The organism is Gulosibacter molinativorax (genome assembly GCF_003010915.2).
Classification (GTDB): Bacteria; Actinomycetota; Actinomycetes; order Actinomycetales; family Microbacteriaceae; genus Gulosibacter; species Gulosibacter molinativorax.
The window spans coordinates 543,535-564,542 of record NZ_CP028426.1; the positions used below are offsets into that span (position 1 = coordinate 543,535).

The following is a 21,008-nucleotide window of genomic DNA, read 5'->3' on the forward strand; positions in this document are numbered from 1 at the left end:
TGCCTAGAGCGCCGCGTCGCCGCGCTCGCCGGTACGGATGCGCACAATGTCATCCGCGGGGGTTGACCAGATCTTGCCGTCGCCGACGTTGCCCGTGTGGGCAGTGTCGGTGATGACTCGGATTACCGCCTCCGACGCCTCATCGGTGACGAGGAGCTCGAGCCGCGCCTTTGCAACGAAGTCGATCGTGTATTCGGCCCCGCGGTAAACCTCGCGGTGGCCGTTTTGGCGGCCATAGCCAGCGCACTCGCTGACGGTCATACCGGTGATGCCGTGTTGTGCGAGGGCGACCTGAACCTCTGTCAGGACGGCGGGCTGGAGGATCGCGGTGATGAGTTTCACTTGCTGGCCTCTTCTTTCTGTGGGGCGGGGATGACGATGGTGCTCTTGATGTTCTGTGCGGAGTAGGGGACCTGCGAGAAGTCGTAGCCCGACTCGGCGTGCTCAGCGACATCGATTCCGGCAGACTCGGCCTTGGCACTGACGCGAAGGCCCATGGTCTTCTTCAGCACGATCGCGATGAGGCCGGTGACAAGGAAGCTATATGCGAGCACGATGAAGGCGCTGACCGCCTGGGTGCCGAACAAACCGAGCCCACCGCCGTAGAACAGGCCTGCTGCGCCGGTCGGGGTGGCCGGGTCGGCGAGGAAGCCGATCGCGAGGGTGCCGATGAGGCCCGCAACGAGGTGGACGCCTACGACGTCGAGGGAGTCGTCGTAGCCGAGCTTCGTCTTGAGGCCGATGGCGAGCGCCGAGCCGACACCGGCGAGAATGCCGATGACGATCGCCCCGAGGGGGCTCACCGAAGCGGCGGCCGGGGTGATGCCCACGAGGCCCGCGACGATACCGGAGGCGGCGCCGAGCGAGGTCGGCTTCCCGTCGCGGATCCGTTCGGCCAGCAGCCAGGCCAGCAGCGCCCCTGCCGGGGCGGCGAGGGTGTTGACCCAGGCCAGCGAGGCGGTGCCGTTCGCGCCGAGCGCCGAGCCCGCGTTGAAGCCGAACCAGCCGATCCACAGGAGCGCGGCGCCGAGCATGACGAGCGGCAGGTTGTGGGGACGCATCGGGGTCTTGCCGAAGCCCATGCGCGGGCCGAGCACGAGACACAGCGCGAGGGCTGCCGCACCGGCGTTGATGTGGATGGCCGTACCGCCGGCAAAGTCGATCGCGCCGAGCGTGTTCGCGATGAAACCACCGTGTGCCGAGACCGAGTCGTCAAAGGCGAAGACCCAGTGGGCGGCGGGGAAGTAGACAAGCAGCGCCCAGACGATCGCGAAGACGACCCACGCCGAGAACTTCATACGATCGGCGACTGCGCCGCTGACGAGGGCGACCGCGATGATGGCGAACGCTGCCTGGAACCCCGCGAAGATCAGTACGGGAACGCCACCAACGACGGCGTCGGGACTCATGATTGCCGTCAGACCGGCGAAGTCGAACGGGTTGCCGATGACGCCGCCTATCGATTCGCCGAAGACGAGCGAGAAGCCGACGAGCACCCAGAGGACCCCGATGAGGCCCATCGTGACGATCGACATCATCACCATGTTCAGCACGCTCTTCGCGCGCACCATTCCGCCATAGAAGAATGCGAGGCCGGGGGTCATCATCAACACGAGCGCGGCGCTTATGAGCACCCACGCGGTGTCTCCGGCAGATACATCTGCTGCGGTCATTTCATCCTCCTTGTTCGTGAACAGTCGGGAACTCACCGAAATGCGGCTGTCCCCTCAGGTGAGACAAAAGTATCTGCCAGGCGACAGTCGTGTCAACTGTAAATTGCGTGGAGAATCTGACAGTGGATGCATGGATCGTGCAACTTTGCTCCTGAGCGTGGGGTAGCCCCTACGATTGGGGCACGATGAGTGATTCCGTTCGCCTAGATGTGTGGTTGTGGTCCGTGCGAGTCTTCAAGACCCGGTCGATGGCGACGAGCGCCGTCCGAGGGGGCAAGGTGCGCGTGAACGGCGAGCATCACAAGGCCTCGTATGGCGTCAAGATTGGCGACGAGGTCCGAATTCGAATCGAGGGGTTCGATCGGGTCCTCGTTGTCAAGGAACTGCTGTCGAAGCGCGTCGGTGCGCCACTCGCGGCCACGGCCTACGAAGACAAGTCGCCGCCCCGACCGCCGCGCGAATTCAGCGCCCCGATCGCCCGTCGCGATCGCGGCCTCGGTCGCCCAACAAAGCGTGATCGGCGCGAGATCGATCGACTCCTCGGGCGCAGCGAGCGGGACGGTCGTGATGACTGGCCTGGGCTCGATCAGCTCCGGGACAGAGGCGAGTAGCCGGTGTCGTGACCGTGCAGGATGCTGGCGTAGCGTTGAGGCATGACGTCGTCGAACGCATCCACCACCGGGCAATTCTCTGCCGAAGATATCGACCGTCAGGTCGAAATTGAGCGGAAGTACGCCGTACCGAAGGGTGTCCGTGTTCCAGAGCTCGACCAGCTCGGCGCGGCCTCGCCCGAGCGATTCGACATCCTCGTGGCCGACTATTACGACACGCCTGACTTGGCACTCTTGAACGCGCACATCACGCTCCGCCGACGTACCGGCGGCGATGACGCGGGGTGGCATCTTAAGACACCCGGCACGGGTGATGCACGGCACGAGACGCGCATGCCGCTCAAGCGTGGTCGGCGCATCCCGATTGCACTGCGCGCCGAGGTTGCGGAAATCGTGGGGGAGAAGCCGCTCCTCCCGGTGGTGCGGATTCGCACCGAGCGAACGACAACGGAGCTGTACGGCGAAGACGGTTCCGCGCGGGCGGAGATCGTCGCCGACGTCGTCGACGCCACCGTCCTGCGCAGCGACGTGAACGTGCACGAGGTCTGGGCGGAGGTGGAGGTCGAACTCGCCGCATCCGAGCCCGAGTCGACCTTTGGCGGCATCGAGGAACTTCTCGGCGCCGCTGGCATCGAGCGATCGCCATCCGCCTCGAAGCTCGGACACATCCTCGCAGATGTGCCGCCGCTCGAGCGACCGGATGCGGATTCGGCGGCTGTCGAGGTCGCACTCGCGGCCCTCGCCGAACACTTTGGGCGATTTCAGGCGCTCGAGGGTGCGGTCGCGAACGACGAGCCCGACGCCGTCCACCAGGCGCGAGTGGCGTTGCGTCGGATGCGGAGCATCCTGCAGGTCTATCGCAAGGTGTTTGACCGGGGTGACGCGGACAGACTTCGGGATGAGCTCCGCTGGGCGGGCGAGAAGCTGGGTGGTCCGCGCGATGCCGAGGTTATCCAGTCCGAGCTGATCGAGCTGCTCGACTCGCTTGAACCGGAGCAGCTCGTCGGGCCCGTGCGGGCGCGCATCCAAACCGAGCTTGCCGAGCGGCACGACCGAGAGTTCGGCAAGCTGCTTGTGGCCATGGCGTCGCCGCGCTGGGACTCGGTCTTCGCATCCGCCACCGAGTTCATCGTCGAGGTGCCAGCGACGAGCGCCGGGCGGCGGCCCGCGCGCGTCACGCTCGACCGGCTCGCGGGGGAGTCCGTCGCGAAGACTGCGCAGCGGAACAAGGCGGCCAAGAAGCATCCCGAGGCGCTCGAGGGGTGGCACGAAGTGCGGAAGGGCGCCAAGGGCGCACGCTACGCTCACGAGGTGCTGGCCGGGATCGGGTCGAAAGGTGCTGAGCGTCGGCGTGAGAAATGGAAGAAGGTCACGAGCGCCTTCGGCGAGGTGCAGGACTGCGTGATTTTGCAGGAGCAGCTCGGCACGTTCGAGTCGGCCGCGCGTCGTACCGATGAGCCGGTAGACACGTATGTGCTACTGCGGGCAAAGCTCGGCGAGAAGCGGGATGCGGCGCTCTTGCGGGGGCGCACGTTGCTTGCCGAAGTGCTCGACGATTAGTCCGAGGTTTCTGGGGGTTGGCTGCGGTTCCGGTGTGAGCCGCAGCCGGGCTATTGACCCGCGCTTGCACCGGGCGTAACGTACAACCAAATGGTTTCATATCAATCTGTTCCGGATGCATCCCGCTACGACGCGGGGTCGCTGAGCGAGGCGGAGATCGACCGGGTATTCCGGGCGCTCGCCGACTCGACTCGGCGGGACATCGTGCGCCGGACACTCGCGGCGGCGTTGACCGTCTCCGACCTCGCCGCGGACTACGACATGTCGTTCGCGGCGGTGCAGAAACACGTGACCGTGCTCACCGGAGCCGGGCTCGTGACGAAGCACCCCCAAGGCCGCGAGCGACTCGTTCGCGGTAATCCCGAAACCATCCGCCAAGCTCAGTCACTCCTCGAGCGATACGAGGCGCTGTGGCGAGGACGCATTGACCGACTCGATGCCCTGCTCGACTAAGACTGACACGCACCAGATTGGACAAGACCATGCCAGTAACCAGCATTTCTAAAGATACCGACGCACTCACTATGACCATCGTCGCCGAATTCGCGGCGCCCGTGAGCAGACTGTGGGAGGCCTACGCCGACCCTCGTCAGCTCGAGAGGTTTTGGGGCCCAGTCGGCTGGCCCGCGACTGTCACCCGCCACGACATGTACCCGGGCGGGATCACCAATTACTACATGAGCGGCCCGGAGGGCGAGATTTCGCGGGGCTATTGGGAGTTCCTCAAGGTCGACCCTGGGCATTCGTTTGAGGTGCTCGACGGCTTTGCGCTTGAGGACGGCGCGCCGAATCGCGAGGCGCCCTCGATGCGCATGGTCTTCGAGTTCTCTGAGACCGCCGCTGGCTCCCGCTTGGATATGACGACGCACTTCAGCAGCCTGGAGGAACTCAAGTCGCTCGTGGAGCAGGGTATGGAAGAGGGGACCGCTTCGGCAATGAGCCAGATGGATGCGGTCATCACCGACCTGCGCTCCTACGCGGCCGAGATGCCTGCGTCGATTGCGCTTGTAGGTGACACGCAGGCCCGCGTGAGCCGGATCATCCACGGCTCGGTCGACCAGGTGTGGGCCGCGCACCACGAACCCAGTCGGCTCAAGCGTTGGAACCTGGGTCCCGACGGTTGGGCCTTGGTCGTCGCCGATATGGCCGAAGAGGTTGGCTCACAGTATCGCTTCGAGTGGGAGCCGACGACAGCGGAGGGTGAGCGATTCGGCTTCGAGGGCGAGCTACTCGAGATCAATGCGCCCTACCGCGAGGTAACGACCGAGAACATGATCGGGATGGCTGGTCCACCGGCTCGCAATGAGCTGACGCTGACGCCGGTCGCCGATGGGACGCTCCTCACCCTCCACATCACCTACCCCTCCGCCGAGCTGCGTGAGATGGTCATTGGCACCGGCATGGTGGATGGCATGGAGATTGGCTACCAACGCCTCGAGCGCGAGGTGCTCGCGGCATAACGAATCGTGGCCCGCTTGGCTAAACAACGAGTGTCGTTCAACTACGGGTGATGTTCGATCGATACGCTGGCGAGAACATATGACTCGCTCGCCGGCCGTCGGTTGCCAAGCGGGCCCACGCATCGCACAAGGAGCACTATGGCGCGCAAGCTACGGGTTCTTACCGTTCCCAACCTGATCACCGTCTCCCGGATGGCCCTGCTCGTGCCGGTCGTAAAAGGCATTCTTGCGCCAGAGCCGAAGCACAGCACGTTCACGCTGACCGCGCTGTGGGCCTCGACCGACTGGGTCGACGGCTGGTTCGCACGGCGCTTTGATCAGCAGTCGCGGCTGGGAGAGATCATCGATCCGATCGCGGACCGTACCGGAATCGCCGCGGTTGCGACGGCATTGACCGCCTCGGGCTCGCTGCCGGCGGTGGCCACCGCGACGATCGCCGGCACGGATGTCGTGGCTGCCCTGGGCGCCGGAAAAGCGGCGCTCGAGGGGCGCATCCACGTGAGCAAGGTAGGCAAGCTCCGCAGCCTCGTCATGTTCGTGGGGATGACTGCGCTCGTGGCGGAGCGAAGCGGGTACCCGGAGCTCGGGAAATTCGGTCGTGCGACGACGCTCGTCGGCGTGGTCCTTCACGTCTACTGCGGCGCCAAGTATGTCGTCGACGCCTTCCGGACCCGTCCGAGGCGACAGCGGGCGGTCCGCGGCTAGCCGCGCTCGATGCGCTCGGGCTCCTGCGCGCGCCAGCAGCCCTCGACGTGATCATCGACCATTCCCGTCGCCTGCATGAGCGCATACATCGTCGTGGGGCCGACAAACTTGAAGCCGCGTCGACGCAGCTCCTTGCTCAATGCGATCGACTCCGGGGTAGTTGCGGGGACCTCACCCGCGCTCAGCGGGCGCTCGCGGGGCTCGGGCGCGAATGACCACAGGAGCGCATCAAGCTCCCCGGGCGCCATCGCATTGACGAGCCCCGCGTTGTGAATCGTGGCCTGGATCTTTTGTCGATTGCGGATGATTCCGGGATCGCCCATGAGCTGCTCCACCTCGTCGTCGCCAAATGCGGCGACAATCGCGGGGTCAAAATCGGCAAACACCTCACGAAATCGCGGCCGCTTATTGAGGATCGTGATCCACGACAGGCCGGCCTGAAAACCCTCGAGCGCGATCCGTTCGAAGAGATCGCGATCGCCGTGGAGTGGCACGCCCCACTCTTCGTCGTGGTACTCCGTGTAGGTGAGCGTTCCGTTTGCCCATTCGCATCGGACGCGGTCCACCGTCGCGGCTCCCGGAGCATCCTGTGCACCCTGTGCGTGCTGTGCATCCTGTGCGTCATTCATCATGCAGCCAAGGCTAGGTCCAATATTGCGACCGCGCGGCAGCCCTCCACAGCCAGCGGAACTGTGGAGAACCGTGAACTTCTTCGTACCTACTATTCGTACCTACGAGCCGAACTGGTCGATCTCGATCTTCTTCATGGCCATAAACGTCTCGTAGCCCCGCGGCTTGGCCATGAGTTCGGTCAGGTTCGTGGGAATGATCTGCCAGCTCACCCCGAACTCGTCTTTGCACCAGCCGCAAACCTCCGACTCGGGGACGCGAGAGAGCCCATCCCAGTAACGGTCAATCTCGGCCTGGTCCGCGCAGTTCACCTGCAGGGACACACCCTCGGTGAAGGTGATATTTGACTCCACGCCACTGTCCATCGCGGTAAACCACTGACCACCAAGCGTGAACTCGCTAAACATGAGCGATCCCGCCTCGGCTGGCCCCGTCTGCTCCGGGTATTCGGCAGTGGTACCGAGCTTCGAGTCCGGGAACACTGACGTCCAGCGCTCGACCGCCGCGCGGGCGCGATTCACGTTTTCGCCGCCGAAGAGGAAACTCGGAATGATGTGCGGCCGCGGTTCACCCTCCGGATTTGTGAGGATTAATTGCCAGTTGACGCCATATTTGTCTTCGACCCAGCCATAAAGCTTGCTAAAAGGATACGAGTCGAGTTCCATAAGGATTTCGCCGCCGTCGACCAGTCGAGCCCACAGCGTGCGGAGCTGCTCCTCGGCGTTTGACGTGATCGAGGGATCAAAATTCACCATAAAAGAGAGCGCGGGATTCGGGCGGAATTCATCACCCGCATTAATCGCGACGAAGTCGAGACCGCCGAGGTGGAATTCGATCGATAGCACTTTGCCGGCCATATCCCGCTGAAAATCGAGGAGGTTCTCGGACGGGTAGTAGTGGGTTGCGAGCACTCGCGAATCGGAAAAGGCCTCGAGATAATCCTCCACCGCCTCACTCGCATTGCCGTTGAACCATAGGCTTGGGGTAATGAATTGCATGGCTGCTCCCAACACTCAAGCGGCGGATCGCTGGCTGCGATCGGTACGCTGCGAGGACTTCAGCCTAAGAATTCCGCATGGATTTTGGGGCGAGGAACCTGGGAGAGCGTTCGCCTCGCGCCCAAGTTGTGGCATCCGGTCAGCAAAGTCGTGATTGTCTAGGGGCATGGAACAGACGAGAGGCCGCGGCCGGCCCCCGGTGACGACCCGAGACGCTGTCGAAGATGTCGCGATGACACTCTTCGAGGAGCGTGGGATTGAAAACACGACCGTGGTTGATATCGCCGAAGCATGCCAGATGAGCAAGACCAGCTTCTTTCGATACTTCACCTCGAAGAATGACATTCTTTGGGGCGCGTTCGAGGGGCACGTGCAAGCGATGAAAGAGATGCTGCGCAGCCAACCGGCGGACGCACCCATCTTGCCAACGCTCCGTGAGGGCATTCGTGAGCTTATTGTGGCGGAGACAGAGCACGTGGAATCGTGGTTGCGTCGGTTTAGATTTCAGAATACGGACGAGCAGCGCGCCCTCACGCTCATTCACTGGGGCGAGTGGGAATCGACCGTGGCGGAGTACATCCGGGATCGCTCAAAAGCCCCGGCGGCGAGCTTGATTCCCGATGCAATGGCGGGCACGTTACGTGGCGCATTCCGTGCGTTCCTACGCCACTGGGTATTGAGCGGGAATACCAACATCGAGGACCTCTTGAAGGGCTACGACGAGGCGCTCGCGCCGGTATTCGGCGGGCTAGAGATGTACCTCGCGAGGATTCCGAAAGCACACGCCTAGCCTTCGCCCGGAGGCCAAAACTCCCGAAAAGCCCAGGCACCCAAAGCTCGAAGGCTCAGGCGCCCGGGCAGACTACCTCGGACTAGTGAATGCCGAGATAGTCCTCGAGCGTGTCCGGGGTCGCCTGGAGAACCGGTTCATGGACCTCCTCGCCGGGGAATTCGCTCGCCTCGAAGAACCACCGGCGGGATGCGGGCATCCCCCAAAGCTGCGCGCGGCGGGGGTTCGAGATGTCCCAGCGGATCGGCGGGGTCTCGAGGTCGATGAACTGGTAGTGGGTGTTGAAGAGCTCGATGCGGTGCTGGTCCGGGTCCCGGAGGTACAGGAACAGCGCGTTGCTGATGCCGTGGCGTCCAGGCCCACGGTCAATCTCGTCGCCCGCGCCGAGCGCTCCCGCGACATCCGCGGCATGGATCAGCGATGCACCGTCCGGAACCGCAAACGCGTAGTGGTGGAGGCGCGGGCCGCGACCGTTCGTGAATACGAGGTCGTGGGTGTTTCCCTTGACCTCCATCCAGCTGCCCCAGAGCTCGTCCGTGCCGTCCTTGGCGGTGTACTCGGACATCCGCATCCCGAGGCCGGTCCAGAAGTCGGTGGCCTTCTGCACGTCGTAGGTCACGACCTGGTAGTGGTCGAGGCGCTGCGGCGCGCCCGCGACGAACTCGTTGAAGTTCTGCATCTTGCGCTCGACCACGTCCATCGACGAGGTGAATTCCATGTGCGTCCCGACCGGGTCGCGGAACTGGATGGTCGGCCCCTGGTGGTCCTTCTCGATGCGCTGGTAGTCGAGGTTGTTGTCCTTGCAAAACTGCTCGGCGGCCACGATGTCGTCGTCGGTGCGGACGCGGAAACCGACGTGGAGGGCCTTGGGCTGGTCGGCAAGTTCGAGGACGAGCGAGTGGTGTGCCGCCTCCTCGAGGCCGCGGAAGTAGACGTGAGTGTCAGTTTCGGCGGTGACGACGAGGCCGCAGACGTCGCGGTAGAAGTCGCGGCTACGCTCGAGATCCGTGACGGCGAGTGAGACGTGGCTCGCCCGCGTGATGTTGAACGCGGGGTTGTGGTTGGTGGTCGGCAGCATTGGTGACTCCAATTTCGTGATTCGCTTGGTGGTTCTGTCACTGAGCATTCCAACGAAGCGCCTCGCGCGGAACTATTAACTGCATGGGTGGGGCATACCGGATGGCTATAGCTAACAGGTATGAAACTGCTTATTCGCTAGTGTTATCGCTATGGAGCTGCGTCACCTGCGATACTTCACCGCCGTCGTTGAATCGGGCTCGTTCACGGCCGCGGCGGCCGCGCTGCATATTTCGCAGCCGCCCCTCAGCGTCGCAATCGCCAAGCTCGAGGCCGAGGCCGGGGTGCAGCTGCTGCAGCGCTCACACCGCGGCGTCGAGCCGACAAGCGCGGGGCGATACCTCCTCGACGCCGCCTCGCGAGTGCTCGCCGAGATGGATGACATGGTCGAGACACTCGGCCGGTTCGGTTCCGGCATGGCGGGGACACTGCGTCTCGCCGTCGTGCCGGTGCTCATGTGGCACCGGCTGCCGCGGGTGCTTCGGGCCTTCGCGGATGCGGCACCGCAGGTCGAGGTGTCGATTGTCGACCCGCCCCCGTGGACGGCGGTCGAGATGCTCGAGCGCGGCACGGTCGATCTCGCGGCGATCATGGTTGCGCAACCCGAGCGCTTCATCGCCCGCCATCGGGGGAGTTACGACATCCTTGAGTGGGGCGAGATCCCCCTGGTCGGAGTCCTGCCGCCGAGGACCAGGGCGCAATCGCCGCTGCCACTAACGTGGTTCGAAGGTCGAAACCTCGTCCTCCCGGACCGCACTGCCGCAGTGCCGAGCCTCCCCGAGTCGGTCGAGGCCGCGCTGCGGGCGGAGGGCGTGCATCCGAGCTCGATGCGCACGAGCGAGACGATTCAGACCTGCCTCCCGCTCATCGAGGCGGGACTAGCAGAGGCCATCCTGCCCGATCCGGATCGAGCGAGCCTCGCGAGGTTCGACGTCGAGATTCGAGAGCTCGATCCGGCACCGGTGCCGCTGACGGCACTCGCGCTCACGCGGAAGGGAGCGGCAGGCGCGAACTCGGCCGTGGCCCGGATTCTTCGCACGCTCGAGGGCGATTCGACACACGACTTCGACCAACACTGAATTGATTTCAAAATTTCAAAGGAGTACCGAATGATGCAAGACGCAGCCGACTACACGCGCACCAGCATCTACGCACCGGGGTTTAGCCATGAGAACCCGATCCCGGCCGCGAGCCGGATCGGGCCGTTTGTGTTCTCGGGCGTACTGACCGGACGAGACCCTGGGAGCGGGGAGATGGGCGAGGATCTCGCCGCACAGTGCCGCAACGCGTTTCGCCACGTGCGGAACGTGATGACTGCGGCTGGTGGGGGACCGGAGCACATCATCAAACTCAACGTGTCGCTGGTCGACTACCGAGATCGAGCCGCGCTCAATGAGCAGTGGCTCGAGATGTTTCCGGACCCCGTGAGCCGACCGGCGCGCCAGGTGATGGCCGCGCAGCTGGACCGGGGGTCGCTCATCCAAGTGGATCTAGTTGCGGTGCTGCCGGAGTAGGGTTCGCTCGGGCCCTTTCGATACGCGGCTGCGCCGCTACTCAAGGTCCGCGAGCGTTACTGCACGTATTCGGCGAGGTGTTGCCCCGTAAGGGTGCGTGCATCCTCGACGAGGCCGCGGGGAGTCCCCTCGAACACGACGCGGCCACCGTCGGAGCCGGCGCCCGGGCCGAGATCGATGATCCAGTCGGCGTGGGCCATGACCGCCTGGTGATGCTCGATCACGATGACCGACTTCCCCGCATCCACGAGGCGATCGAGCAAGGCGAGCAAGTTCTCGACATCGGCAAGGTGGAGCCCGGTCGTCGGCTCATCGAGCACGTAGGTGCCCCCCTTCTCTCCGAGCTTCGTGGCGAGCTTGATGCGCTGGCGCTCGCCGCCCGAGAGCGTCGACAGGGGCTGGCCGAGCGTCAGGTAGCCGAGCCCCACATCCACCAGGTGCCCGAGCGTCTTCGCCGCGGCCGGGGTCTTGGCCTCGCCGTCCGCGAAGAATTCGCGCGCCTCCGCGACCGGCAGGCTCAGCACCTCGCTGATATCGAGGCCGCCGAGCTTGTACTCGAGCACTGACGCCTGGAAACGCTTGCCCTCGCACTCGTCGCACACGGTCGAGACGGTGGCCATGAAGCCGAGTTCGGTGAAGACGAGGCCGATGCCCTTACAGGTCGGGCAGGCTCCCTCGGAGTTCGAGCTGAACAGGGCGGGCTTCACCCCGTTCGCCTTCGCGAAGGCCTTCCGGATCGGCTCCAGCACGCCCGTGTAGGTCGCGGGGTTGCTGCGCCGCGAACCGCGGATCGCGCTCTGGTCGATGAAGACCGCCTCGTCCTTCGGCATCGAACCCTCGATAAGGGAGCTCTTCCCCGAACCCGCCACACCGGTGACGACGCAGAGTACGCCGAGCGGCACATCCACATCCACGTCTTGCAGGTTGTGGGCGCTCGCGCCGCGAATCTCAATCTGCCCGGAAGGCTCGCGCACCGTGTCTTTGAGGTGTGCGCGGTAGCCGAAGTGCTTGCCCGTGAGCGTGTCGCTCGCGCGGAGCTCCTTGACCGTGCCCTCGAACGTGATCTCGCCACCCTTCGTGCCCGCAAGCGGGCCGAGGTCGACGACGTGGTCAGCGATCGCGATCGTCTCGGGCTTGTGCTCGACCACGAGCACCGTGTTGCCTTTGTCACGCAACTGGAGCAGCAGTTCGTTCATTCGCTGAATGTCGTGGGGGTGGAGGCCGATCGTCGGCTCGTCGAAGACGTAGGTGACGTCTGTGAGGGCCGAGCCGAGATGGCGGATGAGCTTCGTGCGTTGCGCCTCGCCGCCCGAGAGCGTGCCCGCCGGGCGGTCGAGCGACAGGTACCCGAGACCGATGTCGACGAAGGCGTCTAGCGAGTCCGAGAGCGATTGGATGAGCGGGGCGTAGGTGGGCTCGTCGAGGCCGCGGATCCACTCCGCGAGGTCCGTGAGCTGCATGGCGCACGCATCCGCGATGCTCACACCATTAATCTTCGAATTGCGCGCACCCTCGGCGAGTCGAGTGCCGTCGCAGTCCGGGCACGTCTGGAAGGTCACCGCGCGGTCGACGAACGCGCGAATGTGACTCTGCATCGCATCCCGATCTTTCGACAGCATCGACTTCTGAATCTTCGGGATGAGCCCCTCGTAGGTCATGTTGGCGCCCTCCATCTTGACCTTCACGGGCTCCTTGTACAGGAAATCGTGGAGTTCGCGCTTCGTGAACTTCTTGATGGGCTTGTCCGCGTCGAAGAAGCCCGCGCTCGCGAACAGCTTCACGTAGTAGCCATCGGCGGTGTAACCGGGCACCTTGATCGCGCCCTCGCGGATCGAGAGGTTTTCGTCGTAGATCTCGGTGAGGTCGACGTCATTGACGACCCCCATGCCCTCGCAGCGGGGGCACATGCCGCCGGTGACGCTAAACGTCGCCTTCTCGGCGATCTTGTTGCCACGCTTGACGGTCAGCGCGCCGCTGCCACTCGCCGACGGCACGTTGAACGCATACGCCTGCGGCCCGCCGATGTGCGGCTCGCCGAGTCGGCTGAACAGGATGCGCAAAAGGGCATTCGCGTCCGTCGCGGTCCCGAGGGTCGAGCGGGGATTCGCGCCGAGCCGCTCCTGGTCGACGATGATGGCGGTCGTAAGCCCCTCGAGGTGATCGACCTCGGGGCGCGCAAGCGTGGGCATGAATCCCTGCACGAAGGCGCTGTAGGTCTCGTTGATCATCCGTTGGGACTCGGCGGCGATCGTGCCGAACACGAGCGAGCTCTTGCCCGAACCGGAGACGCCGGTGAACACCGTGAGGCGGCGTTTCGGGATATCGACGCTCACGTTCTTGAGGTTGTTTTCGCGCGCACCCTGCACACGGATGAGGTTATGGTTATCGGCGACGTGATCGTTCACAGTGGCTCCTCGAGTCGTCAGACCTCACAGTCTAGATGCGCGGGCACCGTCGCGAATTGACGTTCGCCTAACCGAGCAGCACACCTTCTGCGCTGATCGCACACGAGAACGTGCCGTAATCACCGCTGTAGTAGGCGGTCCAGAGGATTTCACCATTGTGCGCCGCGCCGGTCACGTTTTCTCGGGATGCGGACGGATCCTCGTAGTGCCGCTCGCATTCATCGAGTGCCTCGGGCAGCACATCCCAACGGACGCTTTCGAGTCGAACGAGGTTCTCGTCGGCAATGGCATCGGGCCGGAATGCCTGTGGGGACGGGCCGTAGATGCGGTCCCCGCGCAGCGTGACGGTGTCTACCTTCGTCGTGCCCGGCTCCGCCTGGTCTGAGAGAGTGAGGATGTAGTTGCCGTCGATCTGGATGCGATAGACGTCGTCTTCGACGTAGGGCGCGAGCCGGTCCGCAGCATCCTCGAGCCCGCCTTCGGCGAATAGCCCCTGCTGGTTCTTGCTCTCGCTGCCCACGCCGCCGAACATCGACTCGGCAATCATCGGGAGAAAGCGGGGGAACGCCAAGAATGATGCCGCCAGGCCGAGCGCGACCGCAACGAGAACGACGGCGTTGGCGCCGCGGGTTCCTTCGCGTGACGGCGCCGGCGTTTCGACCTCGAAGCTGCGCACCTCGACAGTCCTTCGATCCGCGAGTGTCGGATCATTCTGGATGCGTGCCTTCGTCAGCGCAGACGGCGACTTATCGATCTCCATTGTGCCCTTGCCACCGTATATTCGGCGCACGGCAACGACTTTCCCTGGTTTCCACTCGCGCTGTTGGTCGGCGTTCAGGATGCGCTGGTGTCGGTAGTCGTAGCTTGGCTGCCCGTCGGGATGCACGACAAAGTCGATGTTGAAGTACCTGCCGTGATCGTCGTCTTCACGGGCGAAGGTGACGGCCGCCACAGTAGCAGGGGCGCTGAGCGCGGGATACTTCTCATCCACGATGCGCGTCGTCTGGCGGCTTGCGATGCGGATGAGGACAATCCCCGCAACGAAGACGAGCGACCAGAGGGGGAGATACCAGGCTGGCATTCGTTCGACGCGGAATGCGCCGATGATTTCGATGACGAAGCAGGTGAGTCCGGCTACAACGAGGGCAATGCCGACAAATCCCAGAATGCGACGCATGCGAGGAATGCTAAGGCGCGATGGTTACCGGTTTTCGGTGCCGCGTTCAGGATTTCTTCGGCCGCCACAGCATTGCCGCGAGCGCTGCTGCCGCGAGCAGCGACATCAGGGAAATAGCCGCGGGAAGCGACGTCAGCGCGCTTATCCCACCAATTGCGGGCGTCAACCCAATCGTCGCCACGCGCATGATCCAGGCGAGGAGCGTCACACCCGAGTGGGCGCGCATGCCGGGGATGCCATCCGCGAGCGAATAGGCGAGCGGAACCGTCACCGCGCAGCTCACGCCGGCGAGCGCAAAGCCGAGCAGCGTCAGCCACGGTTCGGTCGCCCAGGCGATGAGATTGAGACTCGCGAGGATGCCGACGAGGCTCGCGATGAGCGTGGGGCGACGTCCGAACCGATCGATGGCCGCATCCCCGAACAGTCTGCCAACGAACTGCGCACTGAGGAGCGTCGTGAGTGCGACGCCGGATTGCGCCGCGTCGACGCCGCGCTCGGTGTTGAGCAAGACCGCCGACCAGTTGTTGCCGATGTCCTCGACCAGGATGCCCGCGATCGCTACGAGGAGGATCGGGACGAGATATTTCCAGACCGAGGCGGGGATGCGTCCGGGAGCCTCCTCGTCCTCGCCGCGGTGCACGGGGAGGAATTGGGAACCGGCGAGCGCCATCGCGGCGGAGCAGACGATGGCCCAGATCACCAAGTGCACGACGAGTGGCACGCCGAGCGTCGCCGCGAGCGTCCCGACCGCGCCGCCGACCGCGGCGCCGACGCTCCAGCCTGCGTGCATTGAGGTGAGCACGGACTTGCCCAGCGCCGCCTGGACCCGTAGACCCTGCGCGTTTTGGGCCACATCCACCGTCGAATCGCAAAAGCCGGCGACGAGGAGCCCGAGGGCAAACAGCCACACGTTGCCGGTCATGACGCCCACGCCCGCGAGGACGAAGGCGAAGGTAGTCGCGACCGTGCCGGACACGGCGATCGTCCTGCTGCCGAATCGGCGCAAGAGGACACCCGGCACGCTGAACGTGAGGGCGGCGCCAACCGTGAGGGCGGCGATGAGAATACCGAAGAGGCCCGTCGAGACATCGAGCGCGCTTCGCACCTCGGCGTAGCGTGCCAAAAGCGTCGCTGGCATCGCGCCATTCACCGCGAACGCGACGGTCGCGGCCACCCGGGCACGGCGTAGTCGGACGCGTTCTGGGGTAGCCATCACAGTCGAGTGTAATCATGGTCGGGTGTCCTGCAGTCGAGGCGCCTGCCCCGACTCCGCCCCGGGAAGTGAGCGACGATGAGTAATACGGAACACGATCCGGAAGAACGGGTCTGTGAGAACCGCAGTTACACCACGGCGGGCCTGCGCACGGGCGTGATCGAGGCTGGCGAAGCTGTCTCTTTCCTCGAGCCGCGATTCGTGCCACTGGGCGGTCCGCGGGCGATGACCGTGAAGCGATTGCTCCCGCAGCGGGCACGTTCGCTCGTGGGGCCGTGGTGCTTCCTCGACTTCTATGGGCCGGATGACGTCTCGAAGACTGGTGGCATGGCGGTGCCGCGGCACCCGCACACGGGACTCGCGACGGTGTCGTGGCTATTCGAGGGCGCCATCGATCACATCGACTCGGCGGGGAACTGGGCGACCGTCACGCCCGGAGACGCCGTGTTCATGAACGCGGGGCGCGGCATTACGCACTCCGAGTTCTCGACCGAAGAGACGACGGTGCTGCACGGAGCGCAGCTGTGGTACGCGTTCCCGCACGAGAATCGCTTCGTCGAACCCTCGCTCGACAACCACCGCCCGGAGCCCGTCCAGGGCAAGGGCTGGGTCGCGCGCGTCTTCGCGGGGGAGCTGCTCGGCGCGGCGTCGTCGCTGCGCACCTACGCGGAGCTCTCCGGCGCCGAGCTGCGCCTGGAGCCGCGCACGGTCCTTGAGATCGCGGTGCCCGCCTCACACGAGCACGCGCTGCTGCCGGTGTGGGGCGAGGTTTGGGTGAGCGGACAGCCCGTCCTCGCCGACCATCTCGCGGTCGTCGACGCGGGCCAGGAAATGATCCGGATCGAGGCGGGCGATGCTCCCGTCCTCGCACTCTTTATCGGTGGCGAACCGCTCGGCGAACCCATCGTGATGTGGTGGAACTTCATCGGTCGCGACCACGACGAGATCGTCGCGTTTCGCGAGGAGTACCAGCGCGAGATGGGCTTTGAACGAGACGGCGAACCAGGCACTGAACGGGACACCGAGCAAGAGCTCCGCTTCGGCACGTTCCCACCGCGACAGCCGGACCCGCTTCCGGCGCCGGAACTACCCATCACGCGCATGAAACCGCGGTCGCAGCCCTCGCGGACGACCGGCACCGAACCGTCACGGGATGACTAATGTGACGCCGTGGCAGCGGCTGCGCGACTACGGGCAACCACCCCGCATCATGGGCCTGGACGTGGCCCGGGCGCTCGCGGTCATCGGGATGGTCGGTGCCCACGTGGCCACGTTCGGCGAGGTCAATATCTGGGAACCCGAGACGTATCCCGGCATCGTGAACGGGCGCTCGTCCATTCTGTTCGGCGTGCTCGCGGGCATCTCTATCGCCATCATGACGGGTCGAACGAGCATCCCGGATCGGGCGTCGATGCCGCGATACCGGCTCATGCTCTTCGCCCGCGGTTCGATGATTTTCCTCTTCGGCCTCTTCTGCGAGCTGCTGACGGTGCCGGTCGCCGTGATTCTCACCTTTTACGGCATCCTGTACGTCATCGCGATTCCATTCGTTCGAATGTCGATCCCAGCGCTCCTCGTGACTGCCGGGGTGATCGCCGTGTTTGGGCCCATCTGGACCGATCTGCTCGAATACACGGTCGGCGACATCGCGGGGCCCGGCGCACAGCTCGTGCTCTTCGGTACCTATCCGCTGAGCGTTTGGCTGCCGCTCATCCTCGTCGGCCTCGCGATCGGTCGCCTGCCGTTGGCGGACAAGGGCATCGCGGGCGTGCTCGTCGCCTTCGGGGCGGGGATCTCGGTATTGGCCTACTCACTCTCGGCGGCGCTTGGCGGCGCCGAGGGTTCTCAAGTGCATGGTCCTTTCAACAACCCGGATGCGGAACTCACCGAGGCTGGAGAGCTCATGACGCGGAGCCTGGTCGCCAGCTATCCACACTCGGGTGGAACGCTCGAGACCCTGGGCTCGGGCGGGTTCGCAGTGGCGGTGATTGGCCTCTGCCTGCTCGCCGCGGGGCCGTTGCGGGTGCCGTTCATCCCGATCGCCGCGCTCGGCGCGATGCCACTGACCGCATACACGGGGCACCTTGTCGTCATCCTGCTCGGGTGGGGGCCCGCGGCGCTGCCGCACGACACCGCGGTGTGGGGCTGGCTGACACTCGGCCTTGTTATCGGATGCACGATCCTCGCCGCGCTCTTCGATCGCGGCCCGCTCGAGCGGGTCGTGAAGCTCGTCTCGGATGCGGCCCTGGGCGGCTACGAGAAAATGGTTGCAGCTACAACTAAATAGGCGTATCTTAATGGTTGTAGGCGCAATGAACGATTGCGCGAATGTTCAACGCTTGGAGGCGTCGTGGCTGACCACACCCAACAGATCCAGTCTCAGGTCAATGAGCGCATCCTGAACCCGGCAACGGGGATGGATGCGGTCACGTTACGCGTCGGCGACCTCGAGAACATGTCGAGCTACTACGAGAGCGCGCTTGCCCTCGTGCCGATCGAGGAACGCGCGAATCGTGAGGGAGTGCAGCGCGTGCTCGGCCGCGGCGACGTGCCGCTCATCCGGCTGGTTGAAACGAAGGGGCTGCCCGAGGTGAATCTTCGCTCGGCGGGCCTCTTCCACACGGCGTTCCTGTTCGACACCCACGCCTCGCTCGCCGCGACCGTCTACAGCGCCGCATCTGATCAGCGCAGCCGCTTCGCGGGTTCGAGCGATCACTCGGTGAGCGAAGCCTTCTACTTCCAGGACCCGGAAAACAACGGCATCGAGCTCTACATCGATCGCCCGCGCGACCAGTGGCACAGGAACGCCGCTCACGAGATCGACATGACGACGACCTACCTCGACCCGAATGCTTACCTGCGCACCCACCTCGACGAGAACGTGCTCGCGAACGCCGCCAAGCAGGTCGGCGTCATCGGCCACGTGCACCTGCAGGTTGGGGACCTCGCGACCGCTCGCGACTTCTACGTGGATGCGCTCGGTTTCGAGGCGACGCTCGCAAGCTATTCGGGCGCGCTCTTTGCATCGGCCGGTGGCTACCACCACCACGTGGCCATGAACGTGTGGAACAGCGCTGGGGCCGCCCCTCGCGCCGCGACGCTCGGCCTCGGTGACGTCGCGGTGACCGTCCCAGCCCGCGAGGACCTGGATGCGCTCGTCGCCCGACTTCGCGCCAAGAACATCCAGTTCGAGGACTCGGGGAATGCCGTCGTGGCGCGCGATCCGTGGAACACCCAGGTAACCGTCGCGCTGCCCGCGGCCAGCGCCGAGGATCTGCTGGCCCGCTAGCCCTCGGGGAAGCGCCAATAGAGAACGCCGCCAGGATTTCGATCCTGGCGGCGTTCTCTATTGGCGCTTCGCGGGAGCCGGAACTCGGAGCCGAGACTACGGCGAATACCGCTAGTACCGCTTGAACGGCTTGCGCGAGCCGCGGTCGGAGTTGTTCCAGCCGCCGCCGTGGCCACGACCTCCGCCTCCGCCACCGCCGCGCTTACCGCCGCGGTCCGGCTTGATCTCGATCGGGCGGCCGCCGACGCGGGTGTTCTGCAGCTTGTCGAGCACCGAAGAGTCAATGTTTGACGGGAGCTCTACGATCGAGAAGCTCGGGTAGATATTGATCGCGCCGATCTCGTCGCGCGAGAACCCGCCCTCGTTCGCGATCGCGCCGACGATGCGTCCCGGCAGTGCGCCGTCGCGCTTACCGACCTCGATGCGGTAGGGGGACATGCCCTCCGAGGAGCGGCGACGCGGCCCGCGGTCATCCCGATCCCGGTCTCGGTCGCGGCCTCGACTATCCCGATCGCGATCGTTGTGTTGGCGCTTGAAGAGGCTGTCGTCGTTGGGGTCGAGGAGCAGGGGCTGGTCGCCCTGCGCGACCACGGCGAGGGCCGCGGCAACGTCCGACTCCGGCACGTCGTGGTGACGCACGTAGTGGTCGATGATGTCGCGGAAGGCGGTGATGCGTTCGGTCTGCTGCAGCGCCTTGGAGATCTCGTCGTCGAAGCGCGCCAGGCGCGTCTCGTTGACATCCGCCGCGGTGGGCAACTGCATTTCTTCCATCGGCTGGCGCGTCGTGCGCTCGATGTGGTTGAGCAGGCGACGCTCGCGCGGGGTGACGAAGCTGATGGCGGCGCCCGTGCGGCCTGCGCGACCGGTGCGGCCGATGCGGTGCACGTACGACTCGGGGTCGGTGGGAATGTCAAAGTTCACGACGTGCGTGATGCGGTCGACATCGAGACCTCGGGCCGCGACGTCGGTCGCGACGAGGATGTCGAGCTTGCCGGTCTTGAGATTGTCGACGAGCCGCTCGCGCTGTGCCTGAGGAACGTCGCCATTGAGCGAGCCGGCCGAGAACCCGCGCGCCCGGAGCTTCTCCGCGAGCTGCTCGGTCTCACTCTTGGTGCGGACGAAGACGATCATGCCCTCGAACTCTTCGACCTCGAAGATGCGGGTGAGCGCATCCACCTTCTGCGGGTACGAGACGACGAGGTACCGCTGCGAGATGTTGGCCGAGGTCGTGGTCTTCGACTTCACCGTGATCTCGGCCGCATCGTTGAGGTACTTCTGCGACATACGGCGAATCTGCGGCGGCATCGTCGCTGAGAACAGCGCGACCTGCTTGTCCGATGGAGTGTCGGCGAGGATCGTCTCAACGTCCTCGGCGAAGCCCATTTTGAGCATCTCGTCGGCCTCATCAAGCACGAGGTACTTCAGCTGGGAGAGATCGAGGGTGCCGCGCTTGAGGTGGTCCATGATGCGGCCCGGGGTGCCGACCACCACATCCACGCCGCGACGCAGCGCGGACAACTGGCCGCCATAAGCCTGGCCGCCGTAGATCGGCAGGAGCTTGACCTCCGGCATCTTGGAGGCAAAGCTCTCGAAGGCCTCGGCGACCTGGAGCGCGAGCTCACGTGTGGGGGAAAGTACGAGCGCCTGTGGCACCCGCGCCCCGGGTTCCATGCGCGACAGGATCGGAAGCGCAAAGGCTGCCGTCTTTCCCGTACCGGTCTGGGCGAGACCAACAACATCCCGACCCTCGAGGAGGGTCGGGATGGTCGCGGCCTGGATGGGCGACGGGCGCTCGTAACCGATGGCCGTGATGGCTTCGAGTACGGGAGCGCTCAGTCCGAGTTCTGCAAACGTAGGGGTGGCGTCTTGCGCCTCTGATTCAGGGCCATTCGATTGAGGCGTCATA

Annotated in this window: 20 protein-coding genes; 11 read left to right on the forward strand and 9 right to left on the reverse strand. The window is 64.9% G+C overall.

All coding sequences use genetic code 11. The features are described from left to right. Positions 1-3: 3 nt before the first annotated feature. Positions 4-342, reverse strand: a complete 339-nt coding sequence (locus GMOLON4_RS02675; RefSeq protein WP_026936077.1) for a P-II family nitrogen regulator — start codon at positions 340-342, stop codon at positions 4-6. Continuing rightward, positions 339-1,673, reverse strand: coding sequence for an ammonium transporter (locus tag GMOLON4_RS02680; protein WP_026936076.1), 1,335 nt, complete (start codon positions 1,671-1,673; stop codon positions 339-341). Before GMOLON4_RS02680 ends, GMOLON4_RS02675 begins: the two co-directional genes overlap by 4 nt. Positions 1,674-1,858: 185 nt before the next feature. Here GMOLON4_RS02680 and GMOLON4_RS02685 point away from each other — a divergent pair, with 185 nt between their 5' ends. From GMOLON4_RS02685 to GMOLON4_RS02705, 5 genes are all read left to right on the forward strand, one after another. Continuing rightward, positions 1,859-2,284, forward strand: coding sequence for an RNA-binding S4 domain-containing protein (locus tag GMOLON4_RS02685; protein WP_051266224.1), 426 nt, complete (start codon positions 1,859-1,861; stop codon positions 2,282-2,284). Positions 2,285-2,326: 42 nt separating this feature from the next. Then, positions 2,327-3,844: a CYTH and CHAD domain-containing protein gene (locus tag GMOLON4_RS02690; protein ID WP_026936075.1), complete on the forward strand. Its 1,518-nt coding sequence runs from the start codon at positions 2,327-2,329 to the stop codon at positions 3,842-3,844. Positions 3,845-3,934: 90 nt separating this feature from the next. After that, complete coding sequence (locus GMOLON4_RS02695) at positions 3,935-4,297, forward strand: ArsR/SmtB family transcription factor (RefSeq protein WP_051266220.1); 363 nt, start codon at positions 3,935-3,937, stop codon at positions 4,295-4,297. 71 nt (positions 4,298-4,368) lie between these two features. Then, on the forward strand, positions 4,369-5,304 hold the full coding sequence (locus tag GMOLON4_RS02700; RefSeq protein WP_322745134.1) for an SRPBCC family protein: 936 nt from the start codon (positions 4,369-4,371) through the stop codon (positions 5,302-5,304). A gap of 138 nt (positions 5,305-5,442) precedes the next feature. Further along, complete coding sequence (locus tag GMOLON4_RS02705) at positions 5,443-6,009, forward strand: CDP-alcohol phosphatidyltransferase family protein (protein ID WP_051266215.1); 567 nt, start codon at positions 5,443-5,445, stop codon at positions 6,007-6,009. On the opposite strand, the gene GMOLON4_RS02710 is transcribed toward GMOLON4_RS02705, so the two are convergent. Beyond that, on the reverse strand, positions 6,006-6,638 hold the full coding sequence (locus tag GMOLON4_RS02710; protein WP_106486582.1) for a DNA-3-methyladenine glycosylase I: 633 nt from the start codon (positions 6,636-6,638) through the stop codon (positions 6,006-6,008). The genes GMOLON4_RS02705 and GMOLON4_RS02710 overlap by 4 nt on opposite strands. A gap of 102 nt (positions 6,639-6,740) precedes the next feature. After that, positions 6,741-7,637 carry a VOC family protein gene (locus tag GMOLON4_RS02715; protein ID WP_026936072.1) on the reverse strand — a complete coding sequence of 299 codons (897 nt, stop codon included), beginning with the start codon at positions 7,635-7,637 and terminating at the stop codon, positions 6,741-6,743. A gap of 166 nt (positions 7,638-7,803) precedes the next feature. Between GMOLON4_RS02715 and GMOLON4_RS02720 the strand changes: the two genes are divergently transcribed. Beyond that, entirely contained in the window at positions 7,804-8,427 is a 624-nt protein-coding gene (locus tag GMOLON4_RS02720) for a TetR/AcrR family transcriptional regulator (protein ID WP_084147329.1), read from the forward strand. Between the two features lie 82 nt (positions 8,428-8,509). Here the strand turns inward: GMOLON4_RS02720 and hpaD are convergent, their stop codons facing one another. Then, positions 8,510-9,505 (reverse strand): 3,4-dihydroxyphenylacetate 2,3-dioxygenase, encoded by a 996-nt coding sequence (gene hpaD / locus GMOLON4_RS02725; RefSeq protein ID WP_026936071.1) that lies wholly within the window; start codon positions 9,503-9,505, stop codon positions 8,510-8,512. Positions 9,506-9,656: 151 nt separating this feature from the next. Here hpaD and GMOLON4_RS02730 point away from each other — a divergent pair, with 151 nt between their 5' ends. Both GMOLON4_RS02730 and GMOLON4_RS02735 read left to right on the forward strand, forming a co-directional pair. Further along, entirely contained in the window at positions 9,657-10,583 is a 927-nt protein-coding gene (locus GMOLON4_RS02730; protein WP_051266209.1) for a LysR family transcriptional regulator, read from the forward strand. A 30-nt stretch (positions 10,584-10,613) separates the two neighbouring features. After that, a complete protein-coding gene (locus GMOLON4_RS02735) occupies positions 10,614-11,018 on the forward strand; it encodes a RidA family protein (RefSeq protein ID WP_026936070.1) in 405 nt (134 codons plus the stop codon). Positions 11,019-11,074: 56 nt separating this feature from the next. Here GMOLON4_RS02735 and GMOLON4_RS02740 read toward each other — a convergent pair whose 3' ends face one another. The 3 genes from GMOLON4_RS02740 to GMOLON4_RS02750 form a co-directional block, all read right to left on the reverse strand. Then, on the reverse strand, positions 11,075-13,423 hold the full coding sequence (locus GMOLON4_RS02740) for an excinuclease ABC subunit UvrA (RefSeq protein WP_035731872.1): 2,349 nt from the start codon (positions 13,421-13,423) through the stop codon (positions 11,075-11,077). Between the two features lie 67 nt (positions 13,424-13,490). Next, positions 13,491-14,600, reverse strand: a complete 1,110-nt coding sequence (locus tag GMOLON4_RS02745) for a hypothetical protein (protein ID WP_026936068.1) — start codon at positions 14,598-14,600, stop codon at positions 13,491-13,493. A gap of 46 nt (positions 14,601-14,646) precedes the next feature. Then, positions 14,647-15,813 (reverse strand): MFS transporter, encoded by a 1,167-nt coding sequence (locus GMOLON4_RS02750; protein WP_146137441.1) that lies wholly within the window; start codon positions 15,811-15,813, stop codon positions 14,647-14,649. A 78-nt stretch (positions 15,814-15,891) separates the two neighbouring features. On the opposite strand from GMOLON4_RS02750, the gene GMOLON4_RS02755 reads away from it, so the two are divergent. The 3 genes from GMOLON4_RS02755 (at position 15,892) to GMOLON4_RS02765 (ending at position 19,102) form a co-directional block, all read left to right on the forward strand. After that, the gene (locus tag GMOLON4_RS02755; protein ID WP_051266203.1) at positions 15,892-16,974 is read left to right on the forward strand and encodes a pirin family protein; all 1,083 of its coding nucleotides are present in this window, start codon (positions 15,892-15,894) and stop codon (positions 16,972-16,974) included. Then, positions 16,967-18,100 (forward strand): heparan-alpha-glucosaminide N-acetyltransferase domain-containing protein, encoded by a 1,134-nt coding sequence (locus GMOLON4_RS02760; RefSeq protein WP_084147328.1) that lies wholly within the window; start codon positions 16,967-16,969, stop codon positions 18,098-18,100. The genes GMOLON4_RS02755 and GMOLON4_RS02760 overlap by 8 nt, the downstream gene beginning before the upstream one ends. Positions 18,101-18,229: 129 nt before the next feature. Continuing rightward, entirely contained in the window at positions 18,230-19,102 is an 873-nt protein-coding gene (locus tag GMOLON4_RS02765; protein WP_106486581.1) for a VOC family protein, read from the forward strand. A gap of 111 nt (positions 19,103-19,213) precedes the next feature. Here GMOLON4_RS02765 and GMOLON4_RS02770 read toward each other — a convergent pair whose 3' ends face one another. After that, entirely contained in the window at positions 19,214-21,007 is a 1,794-nt protein-coding gene (locus tag GMOLON4_RS02770) for a DEAD/DEAH box helicase (RefSeq protein ID WP_035731870.1), read from the reverse strand. Position 21,008: the final 1 nt, after the last annotated feature.

Bases quoted from the DNA above. Each gene is read 5' to 3' on its own strand.
- GMOLON4_RS02680 (WP_026936076.1), bottom strand. From the start codon at position 1,673: ATGACCGCAGCAGATGTATCTGCCGGAGACACCGCGTGGGTGCTCATA.
- GMOLON4_RS02685 (WP_051266224.1), top strand. From the start codon at position 1,859: ATGAGTGATTCCGTTCGCCTAGATGTGTGGTTGTGGTCCGTGCGAGTC.
- GMOLON4_RS02690 (WP_026936075.1), top strand. From the start codon at position 2,327: ATGACGTCGTCGAACGCATCCACCACCGGGCAATTCTCTGCCGAAGAT.
- GMOLON4_RS02695 (WP_051266220.1), top strand. From the start codon at position 3,935: ATGGTTTCATATCAATCTGTTCCGGATGCATCCCGCTACGACGCGGGG.
- GMOLON4_RS02700 (WP_322745134.1), top strand. From the start codon at position 4,369: ATGACCATCGTCGCCGAATTCGCGGCGCCCGTGAGCAGACTGTGGGAG.
- GMOLON4_RS02705 (WP_051266215.1), top strand. From the start codon at position 5,443: ATGGCGCGCAAGCTACGGGTTCTTACCGTTCCCAACCTGATCACCGTC.
- GMOLON4_RS02710 (WP_106486582.1), bottom strand. From the start codon at position 6,638: ATGAATGACGCACAGGATGCACAGCACGCACAGGGTGCACAGGATGCT.
- GMOLON4_RS02715 (WP_026936072.1), bottom strand. From the start codon at position 7,637: ATGCAATTCATTACCCCAAGCCTATGGTTCAACGGCAATGCGAGTGAG.
- GMOLON4_RS02720 (WP_084147329.1), top strand. From the start codon at position 7,804: ATGGAACAGACGAGAGGCCGCGGCCGGCCCCCGGTGACGACCCGAGAC.
- hpaD (WP_026936071.1), bottom strand. From the start codon at position 9,505: ATGCTGCCGACCACCAACCACAACCCCGCGTTCAACATCACGCGGGCG.
- GMOLON4_RS02730 (WP_051266209.1), top strand. From the start codon at position 9,657: ATGGAGCTGCGTCACCTGCGATACTTCACCGCCGTCGTTGAATCGGGC.
- GMOLON4_RS02735 (WP_026936070.1), top strand. From the start codon at position 10,614: ATGATGCAAGACGCAGCCGACTACACGCGCACCAGCATCTACGCACCG.
- GMOLON4_RS02745 (WP_026936068.1), bottom strand. From the start codon at position 14,600: ATGCGTCGCATTCTGGGATTTGTCGGCATTGCCCTCGTTGTAGCCGGA.
- GMOLON4_RS02750 (WP_146137441.1), bottom strand. From the start codon at position 15,813: ATGGCTACCCCAGAACGCGTCCGACTACGCCGTGCCCGGGTGGCCGCG.
- GMOLON4_RS02755 (WP_051266203.1), top strand. From the start codon at position 15,892: ATGAGTAATACGGAACACGATCCGGAAGAACGGGTCTGTGAGAACCGC.
- GMOLON4_RS02760 (WP_084147328.1), top strand. From the start codon at position 16,967: ATGACTAATGTGACGCCGTGGCAGCGGCTGCGCGACTACGGGCAACCA.
- GMOLON4_RS02765 (WP_106486581.1), top strand. From the start codon at position 18,230: ATGGATGCGGTCACGTTACGCGTCGGCGACCTCGAGAACATGTCGAGC.
- GMOLON4_RS02770 (WP_035731870.1), bottom strand. From the start codon at position 21,007: ATGACGCCTCAATCGAATGGCCCTGAATCAGAGGCGCAAGACGCCACC.